The organism is Pseudomonas sp. NPDC077451, assembly GCF_044543345.1.
Classification (GTDB): Bacteria; Pseudomonadota; Gammaproteobacteria; order Pseudomonadales; family Pseudomonadaceae; genus Stutzerimonas.
Window position 1 is genome coordinate 12,223 of the sequence record NZ_JBITVX010000007.1, and the last position, 23,824, is coordinate 36,046.

21 protein-coding genes are annotated in these 23,824 nt (G+C 61.8%); 3 read left to right on the plus strand and 18 right to left on the minus strand.

Features of this window, described 5'->3' with window-relative positions:
* The first annotated feature begins 142 nt into the window (after positions 1 to 142).
* Positions 143 to 787 (plus strand): cAMP-activated global transcriptional regulator CRP, encoded by a 645-nt coding sequence (gene crp, locus ACIGHL_RS12755; RefSeq protein WP_045430655.1) that lies wholly within the window; start codon positions 143 to 145, stop codon positions 785 to 787.
* 58 nt (positions 788 to 845) lie between these two features.
* Here crp and trpC read toward each other — a convergent pair whose 3' ends face one another.
* The 15 genes from trpC to ACIGHL_RS12830 form a co-directional block, all read right to left on the minus strand.
* A complete protein-coding gene (trpC, locus tag ACIGHL_RS12760; protein WP_216706986.1) occupies positions 846 to 1,682 on the minus strand; it encodes an indole-3-glycerol phosphate synthase TrpC in 837 nt (278 codons plus the stop codon).
* On the minus strand, positions 1,679 to 2,725 hold the full coding sequence (gene trpD / locus ACIGHL_RS12765) for an anthranilate phosphoribosyltransferase (RefSeq protein ID WP_045430659.1): 1,047 nt from the start codon (positions 2,723 to 2,725) through the stop codon (positions 1,679 to 1,681). Before trpD ends, trpC begins: the two co-directional genes overlap by 4 nt.
* The gene (locus ACIGHL_RS12770; RefSeq protein WP_128120329.1) at positions 2,725 to 3,318 is read right to left on the minus strand and encodes an aminodeoxychorismate/anthranilate synthase component II; all 594 of its coding nucleotides are present in this window, start codon (positions 3,316 to 3,318) and stop codon (positions 2,725 to 2,727) included. The genes trpD and ACIGHL_RS12770 overlap by 1 nt, the downstream gene beginning before the upstream one ends.
* A gap of 309 nt (positions 3,319 to 3,627) precedes the next feature.
* On the minus strand, positions 3,628 to 5,793 hold the full coding sequence (locus ACIGHL_RS12775) for a putative bifunctional diguanylate cyclase/phosphodiesterase (RefSeq protein ID WP_128120328.1): 2,166 nt from the start codon (positions 5,791 to 5,793) through the stop codon (positions 3,628 to 3,630).
* Positions 5,794 to 5,935: 142 nt separating this feature from the next.
* The gene (trpE, locus tag ACIGHL_RS12780; protein WP_128120327.1) at positions 5,936 to 7,414 is read right to left on the minus strand and encodes an anthranilate synthase component I; all 1,479 of its coding nucleotides are present in this window, start codon (positions 7,412 to 7,414) and stop codon (positions 5,936 to 5,938) included.
* A 185-nt stretch (positions 7,415 to 7,599) separates the two neighbouring features.
* Positions 7,600 to 8,301 (minus strand): phosphoglycolate phosphatase, encoded by a 702-nt coding sequence (locus ACIGHL_RS12785; protein ID WP_128120326.1) that lies wholly within the window; start codon positions 8,299 to 8,301, stop codon positions 7,600 to 7,602.
* Positions 8,298 to 8,972 carry a ribulose-phosphate 3-epimerase gene (gene rpe, locus ACIGHL_RS12790; RefSeq protein ID WP_127838354.1) on the minus strand — a complete coding sequence of 225 codons (675 nt, stop codon included), beginning with the start codon at positions 8,970 to 8,972 and terminating at the stop codon, positions 8,298 to 8,300. Before rpe ends, ACIGHL_RS12785 begins: the two co-directional genes overlap by 4 nt.
* A 102-nt stretch (positions 8,973 to 9,074) precedes the next feature.
* Positions 9,075 to 10,355, minus strand: coding sequence for a 4-aminobutyrate--2-oxoglutarate transaminase (gabT, locus tag ACIGHL_RS12795; RefSeq protein WP_128120325.1), 1,281 nt, complete (start codon positions 10,353 to 10,355; stop codon positions 9,075 to 9,077).
* 157 nt (positions 10,356 to 10,512) lie between these two features.
* Positions 10,513 to 11,979 carry an NADP-dependent succinate-semialdehyde dehydrogenase gene (gabD, locus tag ACIGHL_RS12800; RefSeq protein WP_128120324.1) on the minus strand — a complete coding sequence of 489 codons (1,467 nt, stop codon included), beginning with the start codon at positions 11,977 to 11,979 and terminating at the stop codon, positions 10,513 to 10,515.
* Between the two features lie 13 nt (positions 11,980 to 11,992).
* Entirely contained in the window at positions 11,993 to 12,820 is an 828-nt protein-coding gene (locus ACIGHL_RS12805) for an ABC transporter permease (RefSeq protein WP_128120323.1), read from the minus strand.
* A 64-nt stretch (positions 12,821 to 12,884) separates the two neighbouring features.
* Positions 12,885 to 14,138, minus strand: coding sequence for an ABC transporter permease (locus tag ACIGHL_RS12810; RefSeq protein ID WP_128120322.1), 1,254 nt, complete (start codon positions 14,136 to 14,138; stop codon positions 12,885 to 12,887).
* An 80-nt stretch (positions 14,139 to 14,218) separates the two neighbouring features.
* Positions 14,219 to 15,250, minus strand: coding sequence for an ABC transporter substrate-binding protein (locus tag ACIGHL_RS12815; protein WP_127838351.1), 1,032 nt, complete (start codon positions 15,248 to 15,250; stop codon positions 14,219 to 14,221).
* Positions 15,251 to 15,305: 55 nt separating this feature from the next.
* Complete coding sequence (locus ACIGHL_RS12820; protein WP_216706987.1) at positions 15,306 to 16,415, minus strand: ABC transporter ATP-binding protein; 1,110 nt, start codon at positions 16,413 to 16,415, stop codon at positions 15,306 to 15,308.
* Between the two features lie 211 nt (positions 16,416 to 16,626).
* Positions 16,627 to 17,256 (minus strand): response regulator, encoded by a 630-nt coding sequence (locus ACIGHL_RS12825; RefSeq protein ID WP_046162870.1) that lies wholly within the window; start codon positions 17,254 to 17,256, stop codon positions 16,627 to 16,629.
* Between the two features lie 4 nt (positions 17,257 to 17,260).
* Complete coding sequence (locus ACIGHL_RS12830; protein WP_128120348.1) at positions 17,261 to 19,681, minus strand: PAS domain-containing sensor histidine kinase; 2,421 nt, start codon at positions 19,679 to 19,681, stop codon at positions 17,261 to 17,263.
* Positions 19,682 to 19,787: 106 nt separating this feature from the next.
* Here ACIGHL_RS12830 and ACIGHL_RS12835 point away from each other — a divergent pair, with 106 nt between their 5' ends.
* Positions 19,788 to 20,795, plus strand: a complete 1,008-nt coding sequence (locus ACIGHL_RS12835) for an alpha/beta hydrolase family protein (protein ID WP_128120321.1) — start codon at positions 19,788 to 19,790, stop codon at positions 20,793 to 20,795.
* 17 nt (positions 20,796 to 20,812) lie between these two features.
* On the opposite strand, the gene ACIGHL_RS12840 is transcribed toward ACIGHL_RS12835, so the two are convergent.
* From ACIGHL_RS12840 to ACIGHL_RS12850, 3 genes are read right to left on the minus strand one after another with little or no spacing between them, the layout of a single operon-like run.
* Positions 20,813 to 21,583, minus strand: coding sequence for a TerB family tellurite resistance protein (locus ACIGHL_RS12840; protein WP_128120320.1), 771 nt, complete (start codon positions 21,581 to 21,583; stop codon positions 20,813 to 20,815).
* Positions 21,584 to 22,249, minus strand: a complete 666-nt coding sequence (gene murU, locus ACIGHL_RS12845) for an N-acetylmuramate alpha-1-phosphate uridylyltransferase MurU (RefSeq protein WP_128120319.1) — start codon at positions 22,247 to 22,249, stop codon at positions 21,584 to 21,586.
* Positions 22,246 to 23,268: an aminoglycoside phosphotransferase family protein gene (locus ACIGHL_RS12850; RefSeq protein WP_128120318.1), complete on the minus strand. Its 1,023-nt coding sequence runs from the start codon at positions 23,266 to 23,268 to the stop codon at positions 22,246 to 22,248. The genes murU and ACIGHL_RS12850 overlap by 4 nt, the downstream gene beginning before the upstream one ends.
* 291 nt (positions 23,269 to 23,559) lie before the next feature.
* On the opposite strand from ACIGHL_RS12850, the gene ACIGHL_RS12855 reads away from it, so the two are divergent.
* Entirely contained in the window at positions 23,560 to 23,688 is a 129-nt protein-coding gene (locus ACIGHL_RS12855; protein ID WP_256449908.1) for a hypothetical protein, read from the plus strand.
* Positions 23,689 to 23,824: the final 136 nt, after the last annotated feature.

Consider the following 23,824-nt stretch of genomic DNA (forward strand, 5'->3'; position numbering starts at 1 on the left):
TGAATGCCCAAAAGTTGATATTCGTGTCGCAGTTTTATTGTCGACCCGAACGGGTCTGTTAAGCTCGCTAAGCCTGATAACAGAACTCAGTCATACATAATAAGAACTGCCTCCTATTGGACACATCTTCCGGGACTACAGCATGGTCGCTATTACACTTACGCCCAAGATCAAGAACATCGACAAACTACTCGCACATTGCCATCGCCGACGCTACACCGCCAAGAGCACTATCATCTATGCCGGTGACCGTAGCGAAACGCTTTTCTTCATCGTTAAAGGTTCGGTCACGATCCTGATCGAAGACGACGATGGTCGTGAAATGATCATCGCCTATCTCAACTCCGGCGACTTCTTCGGCGAGATGGGACTGTTCGAGAAAGAAGGCTCGGAAAAGGAACGCAGCGCATGGGTTCGCGCTAAGACTGAATGTGAAGTAGCAGAACTGAGCTATGCCAAGTTCCGTGAACTGACCCAGCAAGACCCCGATATTCTTTATGCGCTCGGCAGCCAGATGGCTGAACGCTTGCGCAATACGACGCGCAAGGTGGGTGATTTGGCGTTCCTCGACGTAACCGGTCGCGTAGCCCGCACTCTGCTCGACCTGTGCAAGCAGCCCGATGCGATGACGCACCCCGATGGCATGCAGATCAAGATCACTCGCCAGGAGATCGGCCGCATCGTTGGTTGCTCGAGGGAGATGGTCGGACGTGTACTGAAAAGCTTGGAATCACAAGGGTTGGTACACGTGAAAGGCAAGACCATGGTGGTATTCGGCACTCGCTGAGCCACCCGTCACGCCAATAGTAAAGCCGGCTATTAACCGGCTTTATTATTCACGCGGCTCATTCGGGATCGACCGACGACCGTAGGCTCGCGCGTCCGGGGAAGAACAAACGCTGCAGCTCGACCCCAGGCTGCTCGGCTCGCATGAAAGCCTCTCCCACCAAAAACGCATATACCTGGTTGATTTCCATCAACTCAACGTCGGCACGATGAAGAATGCCGCTCTCGGTAACCGCCAGACGGTCTCTAGGGATGCGCGGCAGCAGATCGAGAGTCGTTTCCAGACTGAGCTCGAAGGTGTGAAGGTTACGGTTGTTGATCCCGACCAGAGGCGTATCGAGGCGCAGCGCGCGCTCCAGCTCTGCTCCGTCATGAACCTCCACCAATACGTCCAGATTCTGAGCCTTTGCCACATCAGCCAGCTCCGCCATCTGACCATCCTCCAGCGCAGCGACGATCAGCAGAATACAGTCCGCGCCCAGGGCTCTGGCTTCGATAATCTGGTAGGGGTCGACCATGAAGTCCTTACGGATGACAGGCAGTTTGCATGCCGCGCGCGCTTGCTTCAGGTAGTCGTCTGCCCCCTGGAAGAAATCGATATCGGTCAGTACCGAAAGGCAGCTGGCGCCACCCGCCTCGTAGCTTCGGGCGATGTCCGCCGGCACGAAATCTTCCCGCAGCACCCCTTTGCTTGGCGAGGCTTTCTTGATCTCTGCGATCACGGCCGGCTGCTTGTTACGCGCTTGCTCCTGCAGCCGGCGGGCAAAACCGCGGACCGGGTCGGCTGCCGCCGCCATTGTTTCGAGTTCAGCCAGCCCGACCCGGCCGCGACGCTCAGTCACTTCCTCGCGCTTGCGCCTGATGATCTTTTCCAGAACCGTCGGCACACTGGTCATTGCGAACTCTCCTGCTTGAACACCACGGTGAAGGACACCAGCTCCTCGAACTTGTCTCGCGCCAAGCCTGTATGCAGCGCATCGTGGGCGATCTCTACGCCCTGCTTCAGGCTGCTGGCGATATCGGCCGCGTAAAGCGCAGCACCGGCATTGAGGACGATCATGTCGGCAGCCTTTTGCCCATTGTCCGTTTTGCGCCGTCCCAGTGCGTCGCGAATCAGCGCCAGCGAACCCTGTGCATCCTCGACATTGAGACCTATCAGGCTCTGGCTCTTGATCCCGAAATCTTCAGGCTGGATACGGTATTCGGTGATCTCGCCCTTGTTCAGTTCGGCGACATAGGTCGGGGCCGCCAGACTGATCTCGTCAAGCCCATCCTGCGCATGCACCACCAACACATGCTGGCTTCCCAGGCGCGACAGCACCTCGGCCATGGGCCGGCAAAGCTCCTTGCTGAACACGCCAAGCACCTGATGCTTGACGCCAGCGGGGTTGGACATCGGGCCGAGGATGTTGAACAGCGTGCGCAGGCCCAGCTCACGGCGTGGGCCGGCGGCAAATTTCATCGCGCCGTGATGCGCTGGCGCGAACATGAAGCCGACGCCCACTGCATCGACGCTGCGCGCAACCTGCTCGGGCGTGAGATCCAGGTAAACACCGGCCGCTTCGAGCAGGTCGGCGCTGCCACTCTTGCCCGACACCGCACGGTTACCGTGCTTGGCCACCTTGCCTCCCGCGGCGGCGACCACGAAGGCTGCGGCAGTTGAAACATTGAAAATGTTCATCCCATCGCCACCGGTACCGCAGGTGTCCACCAATCGATGGGTATCGAAATGCACCGGTTCGGCCAGCTCACGCATCACCTGTACGGCGCCGACGATCTCGTCGATCGTTTCGCTCTTCATGCGCATGCCCATGAGGAACGCGCCAATCTGCGCATCGGTGCACTGACCGGTCATGATCTGGCGCATCACCGCCTTCATCTCATCGGTACTCAAGTCCAGCTGACCGACGATACGGTTGAGGGCTTCCTTGATATCCATCAGCGCACGCCTCCGGTCTGTTTCAGAAAATTGGCGAACAATTCGTGCCCCTGCTCGGTGAGGATTGACTCAGGGTGAAACTGCACGCCTTCAATGTTCAGCGTCTGATGCCGCAGGCCCATGATCTCGTCGACAGTGCCATCTTCCAGTTGCGTCCAGGCAGTGATTTCCAGACAGTCGGGAAGCGTTTCGCGCTTGACCACCAAGGAGTGGTAGCGCGTCACCGTTAATGGATTGTTCAGGCCGGCGAACACGCCCGCGTTCTGGTGAGCGACCGGACTCGTCTTGCCATGCATGACCTGACGCGCCCGCACGACCTCGCCGCCAAACGCTTGCCCGATACTCTGATGGCCGAGACAAACGCCCAGAATCGGCAGCTTACCGGCGAAATGGCGGATCAGGTCGAGTGAAACCCCCGCCTCGTTCGGCGTGCATGGGCCGGGCGATACGACGATACGCTCCGGGTTCAGTGCTTCGATTTCGGCGACGCTCAACTCATCGTTGCGCACCACTTTGACGTCCGCACCGAGTTCGCCGAGGTATTGCACGACGTTGTAGGTAAAGGAATCGTAGTTATCCAGCATTAGCAGCATTTGCGTCACCCTAGGGCTTGAGGCTGATCCACCACCTGCCATGACGGCCCGAACCGGCGCGATAGCGACTCGGCACAATGATCGGTAATACAGGTGTGAACGGGGTATTCCGGCACGGAGCCAGCAACGAGGATCAGGCGCGCCAACGCCAGCGGGCATGGGCCTTGAACAGACGCATCAGGAGGGTGCTGCTGAATTTCACGGAAAAGGTCTCGCAGAGCTGACAGCGCAAAGTAGCCCATGCCAGGCCACGATTTCAACCGGACTATACCAGAGCATCGCTTGCCCGCTACAGCCAAGCCGGGCGCCCTATACCGGCAGCGAAGCGATAGCGGCGGGTAATGCGGATGCCGGAACTGGCCGAGCGTAAAAAAAACCCTGCGCCTGCCGGCAGCCAAGTCGACGCAGCTCCACTGCAGTGGCCTCGTCCTCGACCCCCTCTGCCAGCGTGTTCAGCCCGAGCGATTCGGCCATGTGGATGATAGCGGCGACGATGGCATGGCCGTCTTCGTTGGGTAGATCGCTGACAAAGGAGCGATCAATCTTCAAGGTGTCCACCGACAACCGCCGAAGATACGCCAGACACGAATACCCGGTGCCGAAATCATCGATGGACAGCGTAACTCCCAGGGCCTTCAGACCTGCCAGTGCAATCATCACCTGCTCGGTGTTATCAACAAGGCTGGACTCGGTCAGCTCGAGCTCCAGCGACGAAGCCGGCAGACCGGTCTGCGCCAAGGCGGCGGCAACGGTCTGTTCCAGCGACCCCTGATGCAGCTGCATCGCAGCGACGTTCACTGCGACACGCGGAATGTTCAGCTTTTCAGCCTGCCAGCTTGCAGCCTGTCGGCACGCCTCGAGGATTATCCATTCTCCGATATCGACGATCAGACCACTCTGTTCCGCTGCAGGAATGAACTGCCCGGGGGCGACCAACCCCCACTGCGGATGCTGCCAGCGCAACAAGGCTTCAGCGCCCACTACCCTGCCACTGGCGAGGTCCAGCTGCAGCTGATACTCCAGAAAAAACTCCTCTCGCTCGAGAGCAAGCCGCAGGCCGTTGATCAGGTACAGCCGCCCACGCATTTCGGTATCCAGGGCAGCGTTGTAATAGCACCAGGTCCGACGCCCGGCTTCCTTGGCTTTGTACATAGCCATCTCAGCGTTGCGCAGGAGGCAGGGAAAGTCCATGCCATCGTTCGGGCCGACCGCGACGCCAATGGAAATCGACACCACTATCTGCTGGCGCGCGATCATGAAGGGTTCGGCCAATTCGTCGAGGACAAGCTGGATCACAGCCGACGCACCCTCGGCATTCTCGAGATCCGCCAACAACACGACGAACTCGTCACCGCCGGCACGTGCCAGCATGGCGCTATCGGGCAATACCTGCTGCAGTCTTACCGAGGTTGTGCAGAGCAGCTGGTCACCGAAAGTGCGCCCGAACGAATCATTGACCATCTTGAAATGATCGAGATCGACGTACAGCACCGCAACTGCCCCCTTGAGCTTGAAAGCGCTGGCCATTGCCTGACGTGTCCGCTCTTCCAGCTGGGTCAGATTGGGCAGTCCCGTCAGGCTGTCGAAGTGCGCCATGTAGTCGGCGCGCTGTTGCGCAGCAATCCGCTCGCCCATTTCGATCGCCAACCGCGCGTACGGCGCACGCACACTCGACACGAATACCACCTGATAGATGAAGCCGTAGGAGACGATCTTGTACAGATGCCCCAGCAAGCTGTAGAAGCTGTTCACGCTGGAGTAGGCGGTAAAGCACAGCTCGGCGAGAATCGAGACCAGTGTCGCAGCCAGCATGCCCTCGAAATAGTCACGGTCTGCAACCTCTCGAGCCCGCCAGAACACCCAAGCCGCCAGTGCGAAGAGGCTGATGATCAGCCACTCCATCTGCACTTTGAAGCGGGTCAGCCCCTCCCCGTCGATAAAGGTCCGCGGCCACAGCTGCGGCTGAAACAGCTGCAGATAAACCACCAGAACAACCAGTCCGAGGGATGATGAAAGCAGCAGGACCCGCGGCAGTGCGATGCTTCGGTGGCACAGACGGCACGCCACCGCGAGCACCGTCAAAGCAAGCAACACGCGGGAAACCAGCCAGAAGGCGATCGCTTTTTCCGCTGAGGCAGGCGTCACCCAGACGGGCATACCCCGGTAGGACAGCATATGCGCCAGATCCAGCAGCGCGATGGCCAAAAACGCGCAGGCGAGCAGCGGATTCGATCGATGCACTGGCTGCTGGCTGTGCCAGGCCACCGCGAACACCAACGCGGCAACGACGATCGAGAAGGTTTCGACAGCGATGTGCAGCGGTAACGGAAACCACACCGGGCTGCCGTTGAGATCCGCCAGACTCGATAACAGCCAGACCAGCACCAGCAGCGCAGCGAGGGCAATCACCAACGATGACGCCAAAGGCCAGGGCTGGCGAACAGCGGATGAGCGGGGACTCGGCAGTAGCGACATGGCTGGCTCGAATTGGCTGGGGTTGGATCGCCAAGCGATCCTGCTCGGCTGCCACGACTATATGGCCAGCCAATAGCCATTACCATACGGCTAATAAGGACTTTAGTCGCAGTCGCCGAATGAACCCCTGGCCCCGCCGAAGTTAGTCGCTGCCGTGCTCTGCCAAGGCCACCGCGCGGAACATCGCGCGGCGTTTGTTCAGTGTTTCTTCCCATTCCAGCGCCGGTTGCGAGTCGGCGACGATGCCGGCACCGGCCTGCACGTGCAGTTCGCCGTCCTTGATCACTGCGGTACGGATGGCAATAGCGGTATCCATGTTGCCGTTCCAGGCCAGATACCCGACTGCACCGCCATACACACCGCGTTTCACCGGTTCGAGTTCGTCGATGATCTCCATGGCGCGGACCTTCGGAGCACCAGACAAGGTGCCGGCCGGCAGGATCGCACGCAGCGCATCCATGGCCGTCAGTGGCGCCTTGAGCTGGCCGGTGACGTTGGAGACGATATGCATCACGTTGGAATAGCGCTCAATGACCATCTTTTCGGTAAGCCGAACCGAACCATTCTCGGCCACGCGGCCGACGTCGTTGCGGCCCAGGTCGATCAGCATCAAGTGTTCGGCCAGCTCCTTCGCATCACTGAGCAGATCCTGCTCCAGTGCGAGATCGGCTTCCTCGTTGACGCCGCGCGGGCGGGTGCCAGCGATAGGTCGGACTGTCACCAGCCCTTCCTCCACCCGCACCAGCACTTCCGGCGAGGAGCCCACCACGTGGAAATCGCCGAAATTGAAGAAGTACATATAAGGCGTCGGGTTGAAGCAGCGCAGCGCGCGGTACAGATCGATCGGCGCGGCCTTGAAGGGAATCGACATGCGCTGGGAGATCACCACCTGCATGCAGTCGCCGGCGAGGATGTAGTCCTTGATGCGGTTAACCGCCTGCTCGTAGTCCTCGCGGCTAAAACTGGAGCGGAATGTCGGCTCGGTGCCGCTGCCCTTCTCGAAGTCCAAGCCCAGCCGCGGCGTGATCGACTGGCGCAGTTTTTCGCGCAGCGCCTGAAGTTTCGCCTGCCCCGCCTCATAGGCGTCCGGCTGCGATGGATCGGCTAGCACGATGCAGTGCAGCTTGCCGGCGAGGTTGTCGAAGACCACCACGGCGTCGGAAACCATCAACAGGATATCCGGCGTGCCCAACGGGTCGGGATTGGGACAGGTCGCCAGCTTGCGTTCGACATAGCGCACGCTGTCGTAACCGAAGTATCCGACCAGCCCGCCATTGAAACGCGGCAAGCCCTCGACCGGCGCCACACGATAGCGCTGCTGAAAGGCTTCGACGAAGGCCAACGGATCCTCAACTTCGGACTGTTCGGTCTCGATACCATCGGTGGTCACGCTAACGTTGTGATCATGGACCCTGAGCACGGTGCGGCACGGCAGGCCGATAATCGAATAACGCCCCCACTTCTCGCCGCCCTGTACCGATTCGAGCAGATAGGAATTGGGCGCGTCAGCAAGCTTGAGATAGAGCGTCAGCGGCGTGTCGAAGTCAGCAAGGGTTTCAAACGACAGAGGGATGCGGTTGTGGCCTTCGGCGGCCAAACGCAGGAATTCTTCGCGGGTCATGTCAGCCTCGTGGTCGGAGGGGAACTACATAAGGTCGAGTTGTGCAAACGTACCGGGCGAAGCCGGCAGGAAATGTCAGGCGCGCCAGCGCCAACGGGCCAGGGCCTTGATGACATTCATCCATTGTTTGCGGGTGACCACCACGATCTGATCTCGTCTTGGGGTGTTGCGGGATAGGGGCCACACTAGCGCAGCCCCGAAATCGAAGCAACCAGCTCGCGCAGGTCGTCGAGCACCAGTGTCGGCGCCTCGTTGGCGATGGGTTCGCCATGGTTGTAGCCATAAGTCAGCGCGACACAGGAAACGGCCGCGGCTTTCGCCGCGCGCACATCGTTGCGTGAGTCGCCGACGAACAGTGACGCATCGGGCTCGACGCCGGCCTGGCTCATGACCCACAACAATGCCGCGGGGTCGGGCTTCTGCTGGGGCAAGGTATCGCCCCCGACCAGCCACTGGAAGTAACCCGCGAGCCCCTTCTCCTCCAGCAGCGGCTCGATGAACTGCGCCGGTTTGTTGGTGATGATCGAGAGTTTCACGTCGCGCTCGCGCAACCAGTCCAGGCATTCCCGAACGCCGGGATACACCGTGGTCAGTTGGTGGCCGCCGGAATAAGCCTGCATGAACAGCGCCAGCGCCTCGTCGGCTAATTCATCGGCCACGCCGTCATGCTGCAACTTACCGGCCAGAGCCCGACGTACCAGTACCTTCGAACCGTTGCCGACCCAGTCGCGTACTCGCGCAATGCCGGCAGGTTCACGGCCCAGCAGCATCAGCATCTTGTCCACCGCAGCGGCCAGGTCCGGAACCGAATCCATCAGGGTGCCGTCCAGGTCGAACATCACCAGCCGCGGCAGCTGGCCGTCGAAGAGCTGCTCCAGGCGAGTCATGAGCGGGCCAGCGCCAGTTCGGCGCGCATCTGGTCGATCACGGCCTTGTAGTCCGGCTGGTTGAAAATGGCCGAGCCAGCGACGAAGGTATCGGCCCCGGCTGCAGCGATCTCACGGATGTTCTTGGGGTTCACCCCGCCGTCGATCTCCAGGCGAATTTCACGCCCGCTGGCATCGATCAACGCGCGCGCCTCGCGCAGCTTGTCCAGGGTGTTGGGGATGAACTTCTGGCCGCCAAATCCAGGGTTGACGCTCATCAACAGGACCATGTCGACCTTGTCCATCACGTACTTGAGCACATCCAGCGGGGTGGCCGGGTTGAACACCAGACCGGCCTTGGCACCGCCATCCTTTATCAGCTGAAGCGATCGATCGATGTGATCCGAAGCTTCCGGGTGAAAAGTGATGTAGCTGGCGCCGGCTTCGAGGAAGTCGCCGATCATACGGTCCACCGGACGGACCATCAGATGCACGTCAATAGGCGCGGTGACGCCGTGCTTGCGCAGTGCCGAGCAAACCATCGGGCCGATGGTCAGGTTGGGCACGTAGTGGTTGTCCATCACATCGAAATGGACGATGTCGGCGCCGGCGGCGAGGACGTTGTCCACTTCTTCACCCAGACGGGCGAAATTGGCGGAAAGAATGGAGGGAGCGATGGCGAACGGCTGCATGACGACCTCGGGTAGCACGGCGGAATGCGGCGCATTGTAACCGAGGGTCGGGGTTGCGGCGCGCCTGACATCCGTTGCGGATGCCGACGCGCCTCGGGTGGATCAGGTCAGCTCGTCGAAGCACTCGGCGATGATCGCCAGGCCGCGTTCGAGCAGCTCATCCTCGGCAGTTAGCGGCACCAGCACACGTAGCACGTTGTAGTAGGTGCCGCAGGACAGCAGGATCAGGCCCTTGTCCCGTGCCTTGGCAACAATCTGCGAGGTCAGCGCCGCTGCCGGACGCGCATGGTCGCCGTCCTCGAACAGCTCGATGGCGATCATCGCGCCGAGGCCGCGCACCTCGCCGATCTCCTTGTGCTTGGCCTGGATCACCTTGAGCCCGGTGGTGAGCTTCTCGGCTACCGCCTTGCAGCGGTCGAGCAGCTTCTCCTCCTCGAAGATTTCCAGTACCGCCAACGCCGCCGCGCAGGACAGCGGGTTGCCGGCGTAGGTGCCGCCCAGCCCGCCCGGGGCGATGGCATCCATCAGTTCGGCCTTGCCGCACACGCCGGCAATCGGGAAGCCGCCGCCAACGGACTTGGCAAAGGTAGTCAGGTCGGCAACCGCACCCATCTGCTCCATGGCGAAGAAGGTGCCGGTGCGCCCGGCGCCGGTCTGCACCTCGTCGGCAATCAGCAGGATGCCGTGCTCGTCGCACAGTGCGCGCAGGCGAACCATGAAGTCCTTCGGTGCGACGTTGAAGCCGCCCTCGCCCTGCACCGGCTCGATGATGATCGCGGCAATGTCGCGCGGCTCGGCGTCGTTTTTGAAGATGCGTTCGATACTGGCGATCGACTCATCGACACTGACGCCATGGATCGCGCAGGGATACTGCGCGCGGAAGATGCCGCCCGGCATCAGGCCCATTCCAGCGGAGTACGGCGCAACCTTGCCGGTAAGCCCCAGGGTCATCATGGTGCGGCCGTGATAAGCGCCAGTGAAGGCGATCACTCCGGCGCGACCGGTGGCAGCGCGGGCGATCTTCACGGCGTTTTCCACCGCCTCGGAGCCGGTAGTGACCAGCAACGTCTTCTTGGCGAAATCGCCTGGCACCCGCGCGTTGATCTTCTCGCACAGTTCGACGTAGGGCTCGTAAGCCAGCACCTGAAAGCAGGTGTGGGTCAGCTTGTGCAACTGCGCTTCCACCGCCTTGATGATTTCCGGGTGTAGGTGGCCAGTATTCAGCACAGCAATGCCGCCGGCGAAATCGATGAACTCGCGACCTTCGACGTCGACCACGCTGCTGTTCTTCGCGTGATCGGCAAAGATCGGATGGATCTGGCCGACACCACGGGGAACGGCGGCGACACGGCGTTGCATCAGGGATTCGTTGGTCTTGCTCATAAGCTCCTCGGTAGCCGCTCATCGTCGGCACGGGTCGGAAAGAACGCCAGGAGGTGAGCGCGGCAGCATACGATGATCGACTGCCGCGCCATCCGGAGCGTCCGGATTACAGTAAAACTCCGTGCATTATTTTGCACGCCTGTTTTGTGCCGTCTGGTCAAATGCCGCCCAAACACAGGTATTTGATTTCCACATATTCATCCAGCCCGTATTTCGAGCCTTCGCGACCGAGGCCAGAGGCCTTCATGCCGCCGAACGGAGCCACCTCGGTGGAGATCACGCCGGTATTGATGCCGACCATGCCGTACTCCAGCGCCTCGGCGACGCGGAACACGCGGCTCAGGTCGCGCGCATAGAAGTAGGCAGCGAGGCCAAATTCGGTGTCGTTGGCCTGGCGGATAACATCTGCCTCGTCGCTGAAGCGGAACAGTGGCGCCAGCGGGCCGAAGGTTTCTTCGCGCGCGACGGCCATCTCGGCGGTGACGTCGCCCAAAAGAGTCGGTTCGAAGAAGGTGCCGCCCAATGCGTGCGGCTTGCCGCCGGCCAGCAGGGTGGCGCCCTTGTCGAGGGCGTCCTGCAGATGACGTTGCACCTTTGCCACCGCCGCTGCATCGATCAGCGGGCCGGTGGTGACACCCTCCTCCGTGCCGTTACCCACATTCAGCCGTGCAACTGCAGCGCAAAGCTTGTTGGCGAATGCATCGTAAATGCTGTCGTGCACATATATCCGGTTAGCGCAGACGCAGGTCTGCCCGGCGTTGCGGTATTTGGCGATCATCGCGCCCTCGACCGCCGCATCCAGATCGGCATCGTCGAACACGATGAAGGGTGCGTTGCCTCCCAGCTCCAGCGAGAGCTTCTTTAGCGTCGGCGCGCATTGCTGCATCAGCCTGATGCCCACTGCTGTCGAGCCGGTGAACGACAGCTTGCGCACGACAGGGTTTTCGCAGAGTTCGGCCCCCACTTCGCGAGACATGCCGGCGTCGGCGGTGACCACGCTGAACAATCCAGCCGGGATACCTGCGCGTTCGGCAAGCACGGCCAGCGCCAGCGCGGAAAACGGCGTTTGCGGCGCCGGCTTGAGCACCATGGCGCAGCCGGCCGCCAGCGCCGGGCCGACCTTGCGAGTGATCATCGCGCTGGGGAAGTTCCAAGGCGTAATCGCCGCGGTGACGCCGACCGGCTCCTTTTGCACCAGGATGCGCTTGTCGCCGGCGTGGGCGGGAATCACGTCGCCGTACAGGCGCTTGCCCTCCTCGGCGAACCATTCGAGAAAGGATGCGGCGTAGGCCACTTCCCCACGGGCCTCGGCCAGCGGTTTGCCTTGTTCGGCCGTCATGATGCGCGCCAGGTCTTCCTGGTTTTCCAGCATCAGCCCGTACCAACGACGCAGACGCGCGGCGCGCTCCTTGGCAGTCAGCGCCCGCCAGGCCGGTTGTGCCGCCTGTGCGGCATTGATGGCGCGACAGGTTTCGGCGCGCCCCATGTTGGGCACCTCGCCGATGAGTTCGCCGGTGGCCGGGTTGAAGATAGCGGTCCGGCCGCCCTCGTCGGCATCGCACCAGACGCCGTCTAGGTAGGCCTGCTGGCGAAGCAGGCCGGGGTGATCGAGTTGCAGGGTCATGGAAGCGTCCGGATCAGGCGGGTTGTTGGGTACGCATCTTCTCGGAGCGGCCGCGCAGCCACTCCAGGGTCAGCAGCAGCGCGATAGAGAAGCCAATCAGCAAGGTGGCCGCGGCGGCGATGGTCGGGCTGAGGTTTTCACGAATGCCGCTGAACATCTGCCTCGGCAAGGTGATCTGTTCGGGGCCAGCAAGGAATAAGGTCACCACCACTTCGTCGAAGGACGTGGCGAAGGCGAACAGCGCACCACTGATCACTCCCGGCGCGATCAGCGGCAGCGTCACGCGAAAGAAGGCGGTCAGTGGCGAGGCGCCCAGGCTGGCCGCGGCGCGCACCAGATTCTGGTTGAACCCCTGCAGCGTGGCCGACACCGTGATGATCACGAACGGCACGCCCAGCACTGCATGCACCAGAATCAGCGACAAGTAGCTGTTGCCCATGCCCAGCGGGGCGAAGAACAGGTAGCTGGCCACACCGACGATCACAACCGGCACCACCATCGGCGATATCAGCAAGGTCATCACCAACGCCTTGCCGCGGAATTCGCCGCGGGTCAGGCCGATCGCCGCCAATGTGCCGAAAACCATCGCGAGCGCCGTGGCGGCCGGCGCGATGAGCATCGAGTTCTTCAGCGAACGCATCCAGTCCGCCGAGCTGAACAAGGCCTCGTACCAGCGCATGGAGAATCCCTGCAGCGGATAGACCAGAAACGAGCCTGAGTTGAAAGACAGCGGCACGATGACCAGCACCGGCACGATCAGGAACAGCAGCACCAGCGCACAAAGGATGCGCAGCGTGTAGAACCAGACCCGCTCGATGGGCGACATGTAGGGGCTCAGCATGGAACGGTCTCCTGCCCAGATGAACGAATGGTTTGCTTTGATTGCCGGGTAAGCGCCGTCATGCTCAACCCAGCCTCAGCCGGCTGGCGCCGACCAGCCAGCTGTAGACGACATACAACAACATGGTCGCCAGCAAGAGCAGGCCGCCCAGCGCCGTCGCCATGCCCCAGTTGATGGTGGTGTTGGTGTAGAAGGCGACGAAGTAGCTGACCATCTGGTCGTTGGGGCTGCCGAGCAGCGCCGGCGTGATGTAGTAGCCAATGGAAATGATGAACACCAGCAGGCAACCGGCACCGACGCCGGCCAGCGTCTGCGGGAAATACACCCGCCAGAAGCTGGCGAAGGGATGACAGCCCAGCGAGATCGCCGCACGCATGTAACTCGGCGAGATGTTCTTCATCACGCTGTAGATCGGCAGGATCATGAATGGCAGCAGGATATGCACCATGGCGATGTACACGCCGGCGCGGTTGAATACCAATTGCAGCGGCTCGTCGATCAGGCCCATCTTCAACAGCGCACCATTGATCAGGCCGCTCGACTGCAGCAGCACGATCCAGGCGGCGACGCGCACCAGGATGGAGGTCCAGAACGGCAGCAGCACCATGATCATCAGCAGGTTGCTCTTGCGCGCTGGCAGATTGGCCAGCAAATACGCGAGCGGATAGGCAAGCACCAGGCAGATCGCCGTGATTACCAGGCCCATCCAGAACGTGCGGGCGAAGATATCCAGGTACACCGCCTGATCAGGCGAGACCGGTGCCAGCTCGCCCATGTCGTCGATGCGGTGATCGAGGGCAGCCAGCAGGTAGTAGGGTGTGAGCGCACTGTCGTTACGACGGATGACCTGCCAATAGGCAGGGTCGCCCCAGCGCTCATCGAATGTCTCGAGCGCTTCCTTATAGGACGCTGGCAATTCCTTGAATGGGAGCGCGCGGGCCGTCTTGGTCATCAGGCTGCGGAAACCGGCCTGCTCCATATTCAAGCGTTTGGATAGATCGCCCAGCGACTGATTCTGCCTCGCCTCGAGCAGGTCTTCGCTGAGGGCCCGGTATACCGATTCCTCCGGTAGGCCGCGGCCATCCCAGGCCGCGATCGCCTCGACCGTGCGCGGCAGACTTCCCACCACCTCCGGGTTGTCGACGCTGCGCCAGAGCAACGAGGCGATTGGCAGCACGAAGGTCAACAGCAAGAACACCAGCAATGGCAGGATCAGCGCCTTGGATTTCAACCGGTTCATGCGCTCGGCACGCGCCAGCCGACGCTTCAGGTTGGGCTCGGCGATATCGGGAACAGGCAAGGAGATGGCAGTCGCCATGACAGACTCCGCAAAGTTTCAGTTTCCGGCGGCGCATGGCCCGCCTCAGGGCCGGCCATGCGAGGGGGTGCCAGGCTTGCTTAGCGCGCAGCCCAGGCGTTGAAGCGCTGTTCCAGTTGCTCGCCGTAGTCGGCCCAGAAGGTGACGTTCATAGCCACTTGGTTGGCGATGTTCTCGGGTGTCGTGGGCATGTTCTTCAACAGCTTGGGATCGAGCAGTTCGACCGCTTTCTTGTTCGCCGGCCCGTAGGCGATGTTTTCTGAGAAGGCTTTCTGCTGCTGCGGTTGCAAGGTAAAGCTGACGAATTCAAGCGCCGCCTTCTGATCTTTCGCACCTTTGGGCATCGCCCAGGAATCGAAGTCGTAGATGCCACCGTCCCAAACCACTTGGAGATTGCTCTCGTCCTGCACCGCGGCGATGCGACCGTTGTAGGCGCTGCTCATGACCACGTCACCGGAGGCCAGAAACTGCGGTGGCTGCGCGCCGGCTTCCCACCATTGAATGCTGGGCTTGATCTGGTCGAGCTTCTTGAAGGCCCGGTCCTGGCCTTCTTTGGTCGCCAGGACTGTGTACACGTCTTTCGGCGCAACCCCATCAGCCATCAAGGCGAATTCAAGGGTGTACTTGGCCCCCTTGCGCAGGCCGCGCTTGCCGGGAAATTTCTCGGTATCCCAGAAATCCGCCCAGCCAGTCGGCGCGCTGGCAAGCTTGTCGGCGTTGTAGGCCAGCACCGTGGACCAGACGAAGAAGCCGACACCGCAAGGCTGTATGGCACCCTCGATGAAGTCATCCGGATTACCCGCCACCGACGGATCGATTTCCTCGAACAGCCCTTCGTCGCAGCCGCGCGACAGCTCCGGTGATTCGACTTCCACGAGGTGCCAGGACACGCTGTTGGTATCGACCATGGCCTTCACCTTAGCCATCTCGCCGTTGTACTCGCCGGCGATGATCTTGTGGCCGGTCTTGGCCTCGAACGGCTCGTTGAAGGCTTTGATCTGGGCCTGCTTGTTAGCCCCGCCGAAGGTGACGGCCGTGAGGTTTTCCGCCGAGGCCTGGGCAGCGCATACCAGTCCGATGCTAAGGGCGGTCAGTTTCAGAGAGTTCAGCATTGTTATTCGCTCCATGATGCGGTTGAAGACAGCTTTCTTGCTTGCTCGTCCCTGCTTATGCCGCTTGCAGCGGATCCAGCGCACGGACGTGTTCCACTTGCCAGCCGATCGGCACGACATCGCCAACTGCCAGGGCGGGATCGAACTCGGCGATTGGTTGCTTGACAAAGAAATCGCTGATGCCACAGACCTCGAGGCGGATGCGGATGTGATCGCCCAGGTAGACGAATTCGGCCACCCGCCCGGTGAAGCGATTCGGGCAGTTGGCGCTGGCGCCGTTGAGGCGGACCCGTTCCGGGCGGATCGACAGGTTGACCGGTGTACCCGGCGCACCGACCTTCACCGCAAGGGCCTCGACCCGTTCGCCGCGGCCCAATTCAACGGTGCAGTTGTCGCCGTCACGGCTGACCAGGCGTGCCGGCAGCCGGTTGTTCTCGCCGAGAAAGTTGGCGACGAAGGTGTTCGCTGGCCGCTCGTAGAGCGCCCGCGGCTCATCGATCTGCTGAATTTCGCCCTGATGGAATACCGCGACCCGATCTGACATGGTCAGCGCCTCGCCCTGATCGTGGGTGACGTAGACCACAGTGACCCCAAGGCTTTGGTGCAGGTGCTTGATCTCCATCTGCATCTGCTCGCGCAACTGCTTATCCAGCGCCCCCAGGGGTTCATCCATCAACACCAGCTGCGGTTCGAACACCAGGGCACGGGCCAGGGCCACACGCTGCTGTTGACCACCGGACAGCTGCGCCGGGTAGCGATTACGGAAGCCTTCGAGCTGCACCATCGACAGGGCGCGCTTGACTCGCTCCTTGATGTCGAGCTTGGCCATGCCCCGCACGCTTAGCGGGAACGCCAGGTTCTCGGAAACCGTCATGTGCGGAAACAGCGCATAGTTCTGGAACACCATGCCCATGTCGCGCTTGTGCGGCGGCAGCTTGTTGATCGAACGGCCGCCGAGCAGAATTTCACCGGCAGTCGGCGTCTCGAAGCCGGCCAGCATCATCAGGCTGGTGGTCTTGCCGGAGCCGGACGGGCCCAGCAGCGTGAGGAATTCACCCTTGCGGATGTCCAGGTTGAGGTCTTTGACGATCAGCGCTTCGCCGTCGTAACTCTTCTGGATGCCACGAAAGCTGACCAGTACTTCGTTCGCTTGGGAATCGAGCATGCCGCACCTGTGTTCCGTTGTTCCGTGACCACAGGTTAGGAGCCTGCGCAGTCCGCGAACATCAGCGCAGCGGAGTGATTGAACTCAGTCAAACGGAGAGACCGATGTAGGGATCGCCCTACAAGGGCTGCTGCGCCAGCGGCCTGACTGAGCAGCTGTCATAGCGCAAAGTCCACTGGGTTGAGGCGTGCACGGCGGCGGTCGGGCGAGCTCAGACCAACTTGTGCTCCATGGCATAGCGCACTAGATCGGCCACTGAGTGGGCGACCAGCTTCTGCATCAGGCGCGCCTTGTGCGTGCTGATGGTCTTGCTGCTGAGCGCAAGCTTGGCGGCGATGTCGTTGACCGAGTCGCCATGTACCAGGCGCTCGAAAACCGAGTACTCACGCTCGGACAGCAGCGCATGGGGTGGCCGGGAATCAGTGAGCCCGACCTCGAAGACCATTCGATCAGCCAGCTCCGGATCGATATAACGGCCGCCGGCAGCGACCTTGCGCACCGCGGTCAGCAACAGCGCCGGGTCGCTGTCCTTGGTGGCATAACCGGCAGCGCCGATTTTCAGCGCACGCGCCGCCATCTGTGCCTCGTCATGCATCGACAGGACCAAGATCGCCGGCGGCTGGCTCAATGCACGGATCCGTGGAATGGCTTCCAGTCCGTTGATGCCCGGCATGGAGATGTCCAGCAGCACCACATCGCAAGGCGTCAGCCGCAACTGGTCGAGCAGCTGCTGACCGTTACCCGCCTCACCGATCACCTGCATGTCCTTGGCCAATCCGATCAGCTGCTTGATGCCCTCGCGAACGATGGTGTGATCCTCGGCGACGATTACCCTAATCATGGCGCTAGCTCTCCAATGTACTGATCAGAACCGCAGGCGCGGCTGGGACATCCAGGGGCACCGAGACGTGAATCGAGGTCCCCTCGCCCGGCTGGCTTTCCAGCAGCAACGTGCCGCCGAGCATCTGCGCTCGCTCGTGCATACCAACCAGACCGAATGAGGGTCCCTGGCGGCTCTGCTGAACCACGAACCCCTGGCCGTCATCGCTGATGCTCAAGCACAGCATATCCCCTTGCTGCTGCAGGGTGAGGCTCACGGTTTGTGCATTGGCGTGACGCATGACATTGGTCAGGGCTTCCTGAAGGATGCGAAACAAGCCGATGGCCTTGGCATTACCGAGTTGCGGCGGGCATTCCGGCACTTCCACCAGGCAGGCGATGCCAGTGCGCTCCTCGAAGCGCCGCGCCTGCCAGTCGATGGCCGATGCGATGCCGGCGTCCAGAATCGGCGGGCGCAGGGCGGTCGCCACGTCGCGCACCTGCTGGAAAAGCTGCGCAATCAGCCGCTTCATGCCCTGCAAACGGGCCGCCAGGCCGGCATCGAGCTCGGCGAAGCTGATCTCGCACATGGAGATTTCCAACTTCAGTACCGTCAGCATCTGCCCCAGCTCGTCATGGACCTCGCGGGCGATGTGGGCTTTTTCCTCCTCGCGCACGGTCTCGACGTGCGCCGCCAGCTTGCGCAACTGCGCACGCGAGGCGTCCAGCTCCAGCTCAATCCGCTTGTTGTCAGTGATATCCCAGACGATACCGTCCCAGACCTGCCGACCCTCCAGCTGGCCCCGTACCGACGCACGGATATCGGCCCAGCGAATCTCGCCGGAACGAGTCAGGATCCGCCCCTGCCAGTACCAGTCGCTCATGCTGTCCAGGGCTTGCTGCTGGCTGCTCCAGTAACCCGGCTCGTCATCGGGATGGACCAGGCTGCGGATACCGCGTCCGGGCTGCAACAACAGCTCAGCCGAGTAGCCAACCAGGCGCTCGCTGGCCTCGCTGATGTAGGCGATGCTGACCGGCGCACCGGCGTCCTGCCGTTCGAGGCGGAACACCAGTCCAGGGACGTTGCCGGCCATGGCCTTAAGGCGCACCTCGCTTTCCTGCAGCGCGGCACTGGCGCGGCGGCGCTCGGTGATGTCAGCGAGGAACACGACCAGGTATTCCTTACTGCCGAATCGCAGGAAGCTCAGGGTCACTGCGGCGGGGAACCGGCTGCCGTCGGCACGCTGCCATTCACATTCGTGAACCCGGTGGTCCTCCACACCGCTGCGGGCGTCACGCCAGAGCTGCAGCCAGTCGTCCATGCTCATTCCCGGTTCCAGCGCTTGCAAGGGCTGGTCGAGAAGACTGTCCGAGGCATACCCGAGCAGTTCGACGGCAGCCTGGTTGGCATATCGAACATGGCTGTCCCAGTTCAACCAGAGAATGCCGACCGTACTGTGATCGAGGCAGAACTGAGTCAACCGCTGCGCCTCTTCGGCCGCGGCGCGCGCCTCGATGTCTCGCCGCGCCGATTTCAACCGGCTCTCCAGAAGCCCCTGCTGGCGGCGCTGCCAGACCAGCATGGTCACGGTAGCCACCAGCATCAACGTCAACAGTAGGCTGAGGCTGCGCCAGTAACTGATGCGGCGGGATTGGTCGATGCTGCGCGATTTCAGCCAGTGCTCCTGCAACTGACTGAACTCACGAGCGGGAAAGTTGCGCAACGCCTGATCGATGACCGCGCTCATCACCGGGCTGTCGCGGCGGGAACCAATGCGCAGCAACAATGGATTGCCCAGATCACCAACGACATCCAGCGATGCGTATTCGGCCCGCTGCGAGAGCCGGCCGTAGAGCGGCTCATCAACCACTGCGAAACGCACGCGTGCCTCAAGCAACTGACGAAGTGCCTCGAACTGGCTACCGACTTCCAGCACCGGCTGGCTCGGGTAGTTGCTGCGCATGTAGTCGGCCACCGCGCCGGGCCCCTCCAGGGCGATCACATCATTGCTGTCCAGACGCTCTAGATCGATCGCACGGGGGCCGTTTATGTCGCCGATAATCAACCTTGGTACTCTCAGAAACGGATCGCTGTAGCGCCAGATGCGCAGCCCTTCCCGAGTCTGTCGCAGCCCTGGCGCGAGGTCGATCTCGTTGGCGCGCATGGCATCAGTCAATGCTGCCTCGTCGACGAATCGATGCCATTGCAGGGTGACGCCGAGGCTGGCGGCCAGCCGCTCAATGAACTGCACGTGGAAGCCGGACAGGCGACGCTGGCGCTGGTCATACTCGGCGTAAGGCGGCGCCATCACGACACCCACACGCCACTGCTGGTGTGCCGCCAGCCACTCCTGTTGCGCATCGCTCAGCGGCACGCTCGAGGCCTGTACGGTCATCGCGTTCAGCGCAAGCAACAGGCAGCAACAACGCAGCAGAAATGACACCATAAGCCTCACGAGATCGGCATTCGTGCCGAAAACGCTTTTGTAGTGCATCTGCACCGCCTGCGCCAGCACCACGGCAGCGCCAGGCCGGCGTCTATCAGGAAAGCCCATGGTTCGAGCTCGCGTTTCAACTGGTTTGGCGGTCGCCTTGTTCACCATCGTCACCAGTTCTTTGGTCAACGCCGTTGAGGAGCCTGCCGAACCGGAAGCCACGCCGGCTCCGGTGGCTATCGATCGCCCGCCGCTGCCCTCTCGCAGCGCGACCATGGCCGCTGACCTGTTGCGCCAACTGCCGCCCAGCGAGTTCATCAGCCTGAACGCGGACAAGGACGACTTCGTTGCGCTCTGGCGCCCCGCCAATGTGGCTGAGCCCAAGGGTGTCATCGTTCTGTTGCCTGGCGAGGGCGAAAGCACCAACTGGCCGCGCGGCATCGGCCCGCTGCGTCGTGGCCTGCCGGACCACGGTTGGCACACCCTGAGCCTGAGCCTTCCGGACTCGCCGGGCTTGCTGTTACCGCCAGTCAATGAGCAAGCGCCCGAACAACCGGCCGACGAACCCGAGCCCGAACAGCCCACCGAAGACACGCCGCCAAGCGAAGCCGGATATTTGCCTGAAGAAGCCGCAGCAGTGCCTGACGAACCGGCAGCCGACGACGGCGACGCGCCAGATCCGGCCGAAACGGCCGCGCCCGAGCCTGAGCAGGCCGAGCAGATCGCTGCACGCATCGAGGCAGCCCTGGCCTTCGCCCGCAGCAAACAACCCGCAGCGATTGTGCTGCTAGGCCAGGGTACAGGCGGCTATTGGGCGGCCCGCTATCTTCAGCAACAGGCGCCAGCGGATGTCAGGCATCTGCTGGTGATCCAGCCGCGCCAACCGGAAGGACAGGACGAGCCGCTTGCGCAGCTGGTGCCGACCCTCAAGCTGGCCACCGGCGACTTCTATTACAAGGACGCAGGGAGCGAGCAACAGACAGCTCGCGAGCGACTGAACGCCAGCCGCCGAATCCAGCACCCGGCCTATCGCCAAGTCGGCTTACCCCAACAGACCGGCGATCGCCCCTCCGATCAGGAAGTGCTCGTTCGGCGAGTCCGCGGCTGGCTCAAGCGAGAAATATAAGCGCCGACCGGCTCGCACTAACGAAAGCCCCGCCGCTCGCGAATCAAACCGTAGGCATGGTGCAGTTCGCGGGTCCGCTCGGTTGCCTCGCGCACCTCGATGGCGGTTGCGCCGGCACCGGCCTGCTTGTCCGGGTGGTGCTTGCTGAGCAGGCGCCGATAGGCCCTTTTGATTGCCTGCGGCTCGCTGTCGGCGCGGACTCCCAGCAACCGCAATGCCTGCTCGTAGGCCCCACCGGGATTGCTCGGCGCGCCCTGGCGGCGCCCCCCTTGCTGGTCCAGCGCCGCCACGGCCACCGAATCCCAGCCCATCCACTTTCCCCAGAGCATGATCAACTCATGCTCACGCGCATCGATCTGCCCCTGGGCCCTGGCCATGCGCCAGCAGGCTTGCAGGAGCGCCTTCGCTTCATCCTGCCGCCCCCTTAATCGCTGCAAGGGCTCGCGTAGCCCGTCCCCACTAGATTTGCCACGGTAAAAGGCGTCAATTGCCATGCGTTGTTGAGGAGCGTTCAACTGCAGCCGACGCATCTCACTGCGGGCGGCCTGGATGTGAGCCTCGCTGATACGCCCGCTGCTTTTCGCCAAGCGTCCGAGCAGGAAAAACAGCAAGTCGCTGCCCTGCATCAACGGTTTGGCCCTTGATAGCAGTTGGCGAACACTCGCCCAGGAGTCGAGCCCGAAGCGACGGTCCAGCACCTGCCCGATCAGTGCACCCAACAGGGCGCCCGGAATGCTCGCCAGCAGCCACCCTGCAAGTGCGCCTAGCAACGTGATTGGCCAGAACATTCAGCGCTGTGCCTCGAGCGTGCGTTCGACTTCAGCCAGACGCTCATGCGTCCCAACGTCAATCCAGCGTCCGCGATAATGCTCACCGCTCAGCTTGCCAACGGCCATCGCCTGGCGCAGCAGTGGCGCAAGCTTGAACGCACCGGCACTGCACCCGCTAAACAATTGTGGGCTGAGTACGGCGATGCCGCTGTAGGTCAGCGTCGCAGTGTCCCCGTCGCCAATGCAGCCGTCGATCAAGCTGAAATCACCTTTGAGGTTATGTGCTGGATTGTCCACCAGCACCAAATGCGCCAAGCCTTCGAGTGGCCGCTTCAGCGCACCAAAGTCATAGTCGGTCCAGATATCGCCATTGACCACGATAAAAGGCTCCGCCCCCAGCAGCGGTAAAGCGCGATGAATCCCCCCGCCGGTCTCCAGTGGCTCGCCCTCGGCTGAGTACTGGATGCAGACGCCCAAACGCCGACCGTCACCGAGGTACGCCTCGATCTGTTCACCCAACCAGGCGTGATTGATCACCAGCTCGTCGATACCGGCCTTGGCCAGCGCCCGGATGTGGTACTCGATCAGCGGCACTCCGCCCGCGCGGACCAGCGGTTTGGGTGTGTGCAAGGTCAGGGGCCGGAGGCGCTCGCCCTTTCCGGCCGCCAAGATCATCGCCTTCATGATGCAACGGGCTCCTGCGGCAACCCTTGCAGCAGCCGCTTGAGATCGGCCAGTTCAGGGCGGCGCTCCAGCACGATGTCGAGATAAGCGAAAAAGCGCGGCACGTCGGCCAGGTAGCGTGGCTTGCCGTCACGGTGACAGATTCGCGCAAAGATACCGATGACCTTGAGGTGGCGCTGCAGGCCCATCAGATCGCTGGCGCGATGAAACTCGGCGAAGCTCTCCTGCACCGGTATCCCCCGTGCACGCGCGGAATCCCAGTAACCCTGCAGCCAGCCAAGCACTCGCCCTTCCGGCCAACTGAGAAAGGCATCCTTGAACAGCGAGGTGATGTCGTAGGTGACCGGGCCAATCACAGCGTCCTGAAAATCCAGTACGCCGGGGTTCGGCTCGCTGAGCATCAAGTTGCGTGGCATATAGTCGCGGTGCACCAGCACTGTTGGCTGGGCCAGCGCCGAGTCGATCAGCACACGGCAGGTTTGATCCCACAGCCGCTGCTCATCCGCAGTGAAGCTGTGGCCCAGATGCCTTTGCACATACCACTCAGGGAATAGCTGCAGCTCTCGGCGCAGCAGGGCTTCGTCATAGGAAGGCAGTACTGCTTGGTCGGCGTTGGCCTGGAACGTCAGCAGTGCCGAAATGGCGTCAGCAAAGAGCGCGTCAGCATTCTCGCCGTCGATTACGTCCAGGTAGGTCTGCCGACCCAGATCGCTGAGCAGCAAGAAGCCCCGCTCGAGGTCGGCCGCGAGGATTTCGGGCACATGCACGCCAGCCTCGGCCAGTATTGCCGCGATGCTCACGAACGGCTGGCAGTTCTCCTGAGGCGGTGGTGCGTCCATCAGGATAAAGCTGTGCTGCCCTGCCTCCCAACGGAAGTAACGACGAAAGCTGGCGTCACTACTGGCAGCAACCAGCGACACCTCGGGCACGTCGCCCCAGCCGCGACGAGCGAAAAGCGCCTGTAGATGGGGCTCCAGCCAGGCGTTGAGGTCCAGCAGACGTTGATCATGTTGCGGCATATCAGGGGCTCTCCACGGCGCTAGCCGATAAGCGGGTCATGCTTTATTATCCAGCATCTTGTGCGACACGCGTAGCGTGTCTCCGGGTCCGAGGTGTCGTGTCATCTCGGCGGATTCCGCAAGGATTCCAATGCTCAGAGCCTAATTCTGGGAAACAAAACATACCCACGTAGCAGAGTCTGAAATGCTACGGGTCGCAGCGGCGACTGACTCAACCTAAGCTCGTTGAGCGTCCGGAAGCATGAGCGGTCATTGAAATAAATGATGGATGCCTACTTGTAGGAGGTCGAAATGGATCAGCAAACGTCTGGTTTGATCATTCTTGCTCTGATTTTCGTTTCAATGGGCGGCACAGGCCTCTACGCCTTGCTGCCTGATATCAAGCGCGAGATAAATAACTTTAGACAAAAGCACTTCTAGCTTCGGCTGTAGTACCTATACCCACGCGGGGAGAACTCCCGCTGGGGTTCCTCCTGCCTTAAATGAGGAGGAATACCCACCTGAGCAAGCTGCTTCCGCAGTTCTTGCCCCTGCACCGGAGATATGAGCGAAAGCT